The organism is Kaarinaea lacus, from assembly GCF_975902315.1.
In genome coordinates, this window is sequence record NZ_CDLKIE010000025.1 from 1 (window position 1) to 3612 (window position 3612).

The following is a 3612-nucleotide window of genomic DNA, read 5'->3' on the forward strand; positions in this document are numbered from 1 at the left end:
ATACAGTCCGTATCAAAATAAATGGTGGGATAAAACTTTTGCTGGTTTTCTGCATCAATAATCTGATGCGCCAGTATAGCTTGACCAACAGGCAGGTTCTTGCTTCCAGCGACACCAACATTTATCCACGCAGTTGCCTTACCAGCGCTATCGATACCTGCTAAATATCCCGTCGCCGTAGCCGCTGCCAGCTTGCCCATACCTGAGACAATCAAGCGTACCTTTTCACTGCCATAAACAGGAAACGCATTGACATCGTGCAGCCTTTTCAGGCGGAATTGTTGAATAATCGGCCTTGCTTCTTCAGATAGCGCAACAACAAAATTTAACATGGTATCGTTAACAAGCGTTATGTTTTTGAGTACTGAACAGTTGCTCCAACTACAGTTTCAGGCTGCGCAGGCTTATTTAAAATTGATCGTAGTTGCTGCATGGCTGTATCGCAAAAATGGAGTATCTCGGTATTGCCATGTTTCCTGGCGCCTGTTTCCAGTATTCTGTGCTTTTCCTCCACCATATCCACAGTAGCGATTCGATCTTGTTCTGACAAGTTATGGGAACCTAATATCTTCAACAATGCCTGTATGCGAAACCGGTCCATTCCCCAATAACGTCTGGAGAGTTGGTCTTCATGACCACCATGCTTAATCAGCTGGGGAGAATCAATATACAAAACCGGATAGGATGCACAATAGCGTAGCCAATAATCATAATCCTCACAGACGGGTAAAGACTCATCGAAATTCCCAATGTCTTCAAACACCTGTTTTTTAATCAGTACTGAAGATGGCGAGATAACACATAACGGTAAACACTTCTGGTAAATATGACCGCCAGTTTTATCGTGTTTATTCATGGGATTGACACGTGTGCCATTGCGGATCCAGATTTCGTTGGTATGGCAAAATCCATAACCAGGATTACTTTGTATAGCCGCCACCTGCAATTGCAATTTCTCAGGTAACCATTGGTCATCGGAATCCAGAAAAGCAATCCAGTTACCACTGGACAGTTCGACGCCTACATTACGTGCATGGCTAACGCCGCGATTTTCCTGATAATGATAGTGAATGCTATTCCCAAATCTGGCCATAAGCATTGCTTCAGTACCATCGCTGGAACCATCATCCACAACTATTATTTCCAGTGGCGTGAAGGTCTGATCCAGCACCGATTGTAGCGTCATTTCCAGTCGATCAACTCGATTAAACGTCGGAATCACGACGCTGACCCGGAACGAATCCATTGCTCCTGACTCAGTGTAACTCGCTGTTTTTCGGGAATTATCAGGCATCTGGTTATCTGCCGTGGCTCAATTATAGGGTGCACCGGTAACGGTACTATAAAAACCTGAAAATAGGCCTAATTATTGCAAATTTCATGATTGAATCGTTAAGTAATTCTTTGATTTTAAATTCTATTTTAACTCAATCTGCGATCTGAGGTACCGGACACACCAGGCGGTGGCATTTATCGCTATGCTTTTTTGGTTTCAGAATAAATCATGCTTCAAAAAGTTGAAAATCTAACAGCCAGTCACCCAGTTGCTACAGATGATAACAATGCCTGGAAGTCACTTCACTTCCTGAACTTGTACCGTATCATCCTGGCAGGAATATTTGTAACTTCTATTTTCATCGAAAAAAATCTTCCCGTATTTGGCAGCCTGGATCCCGTTGGTTTTGCCATTACATCCTACATCTATCTTGTCATTAGCGTACTGGCCAGCTTTGTCATCCACTGGCGTTGGCCGAATTTTGAAGCCACCGTACTGCTACTCACCATGGTTGATGTAACCGCGTTAACCATTATTATGCACACCAGTGGCGGTATAGAAACCGGGCTCGGCATGTTAATCGTTGTGGCGGTTGCGGGTAACAGTCTCTTAACAAACGGCAAAGCCGCCACTTTGTATGCAGCCCTGGCAGCACTTGCTATTTTGACGGACCAGGTAGTTTCGCACATCAGCCAGTCCATTATCACCAATTATACTCAGGCAGGCTTTCTTGGCGCGGCTGTCTTTGCTACTGCCTTGTTGTCTTATGTGTTGTCCAAGCGGATTCGAGAAACAGAGGCATTGGCCGAGCAACGCGGTGTCGATCTTGCCAACATGGCACAACTCAATGATCATGTTATTAAACGATTGCAATCGGGAGTCATCGTAGTAGACAACAATGACAGGGTCCGGTTAATGAATAATTCAGCATGGCAGATTCTAGGCTTGCCCATTCTGGAAAATGCTTACAACAAATCATTGAACTCTATATCAGCTGAACTAAATCAACAGTACCAGGACTGGAAATTTAATCGTATCAGCGAAGCAAGAATATTCCGTACTAACGGATCCAGTATCGACGTGATACCCAGTTTTACGCAATTTGGGACGCGCGCGAACTCAGGAGTATTGATATTCCTGGAAGACAGTGTTCGCATGTTGCAGCATGCTCAGCAAATGAAACTTGCCTCTTTAGGCCGCCTGACTGCCAGTATTGCTCATGAAATCAGAAATCCTTTAGGCGCCATCAGTCATGCTGACCAGTTGCTGGCAGAATCCCCAAACCTTGATCCATCAGATAGACGGCTAACTCAAATCATTCACACCCATACCGAAAGGGTAAATAGCATTATTGAAAACGTTTTACTATTAAGCCGTCGTGGCAACACAGCTCCGGAAAATATTGTCCTGGATGAATGGGTAACGAAGTTCCTGAGCGAATTCGTGTTGAGTGAAAATGTAGATTCGGATGCAGTATCTTACAGTTCTGATTCGAAAGACATCACTGTTCGTTTTGATCCTACTCAACTCCACCAGATCATCTGGAACCTGAGCCACAATGGACTGCGATTTAGTGAAGACCACCCTACTAATCCAAAACTGGAGTTGCACAGTGGATTACTGGACGAAAACCGGCGCCCCTTTGTTGACGTGATAGACCACGGACCCGGCATTGATCCCGAAACAGCACAAAAAATATTTGAACCATTTTTCACCACCGATTCCAAGGGTTCAGGACTCGGCCTGTATATTGCACGCGAGCTCTGTGAACTCAATAAAGCGATTGTGCGATATATAGCCGTACCAACCGGCGGCAGCTGTTTTCGCATTGAATTCGCAGGTAATCCAACGACACATTAATGGCCATGAGCAATCAATCGTTAACATTAATCGTAGATGACGAACCGGATATCCGGGAGTTGCTGGAACTGACCCTGGGCCGAATGAATGTGGACACCAAAGCGGTGGCCAATATTACGGATGCCAAGGCGTTATTGAAAGATCACCCTTTCAATATGTGTCTTACCGACATGAAACTGCCGGATGGAAATGGCATCGACCTGGTTGAACATATGCAATCCAATTATCCGGACACGCCTGTCGCGGTAATTACAGCACACGGTAACATGGAACTGGCAATCAAGGCACTCAAGGCAGGTGCCTTCGATTTTGTCTCCAAGCCCGTTGATCTACAGATGCTGCGTAATCTTGTAAACACCGCGTTAAAAGTTTCGCATGCCTATCCGAAAATGGATCGACGCTCACGTGATATCCTGCTGGGCGAGTCGCCAGCAATGAAAAAGACCCGCGCCACAATCGCAAAAGTTGCCCGCAGC

4 protein-coding genes are annotated in these 3612 nt (G+C 45.3%); 2 read left to right on the top strand and 2 right to left on the bottom strand.

The window, feature by feature from the left end; translation table 11 throughout:
- Window positions 1-332, bottom strand: a 332-nt coding sequence (locus tag ACWVCM_RS00405; protein ID WP_455199714.1) for a 5'-methylthioadenosine/S-adenosylhomocysteine nucleosidase family protein, incomplete at its 3' end; no start/stop codon positions are given.
- Window positions 333-349: 17 nt separating this feature from the next.
- A complete protein-coding gene (locus ACWVCM_RS00410) occupies window positions 350-1294 on the bottom strand; it encodes a glycosyltransferase family 2 protein (RefSeq protein WP_455199715.1) in 945 nt (314 codons plus the stop codon).
- Between the two features lie 210 nt (window positions 1295-1504).
- Here ACWVCM_RS00410 and ACWVCM_RS00415 point away from each other — a divergent pair, with 210 nt between their 5' ends.
- Together ACWVCM_RS00415 and ACWVCM_RS00420 are read left to right on the top strand one after the other, a co-directional pair.
- Entirely contained in the window at window positions 1505-3136 is a 1632-nt protein-coding gene (locus tag ACWVCM_RS00415; protein ID WP_455199716.1) for a two-component system sensor histidine kinase NtrB, read from the top strand.
- 5 nt (window positions 3137-3141) lie between these two features.
- Window positions 3142-3612 (top strand): sigma-54-dependent transcriptional regulator (locus ACWVCM_RS00420; RefSeq protein WP_455199717.1); only part of this gene is annotated, 471 nt, incomplete at its 3' end.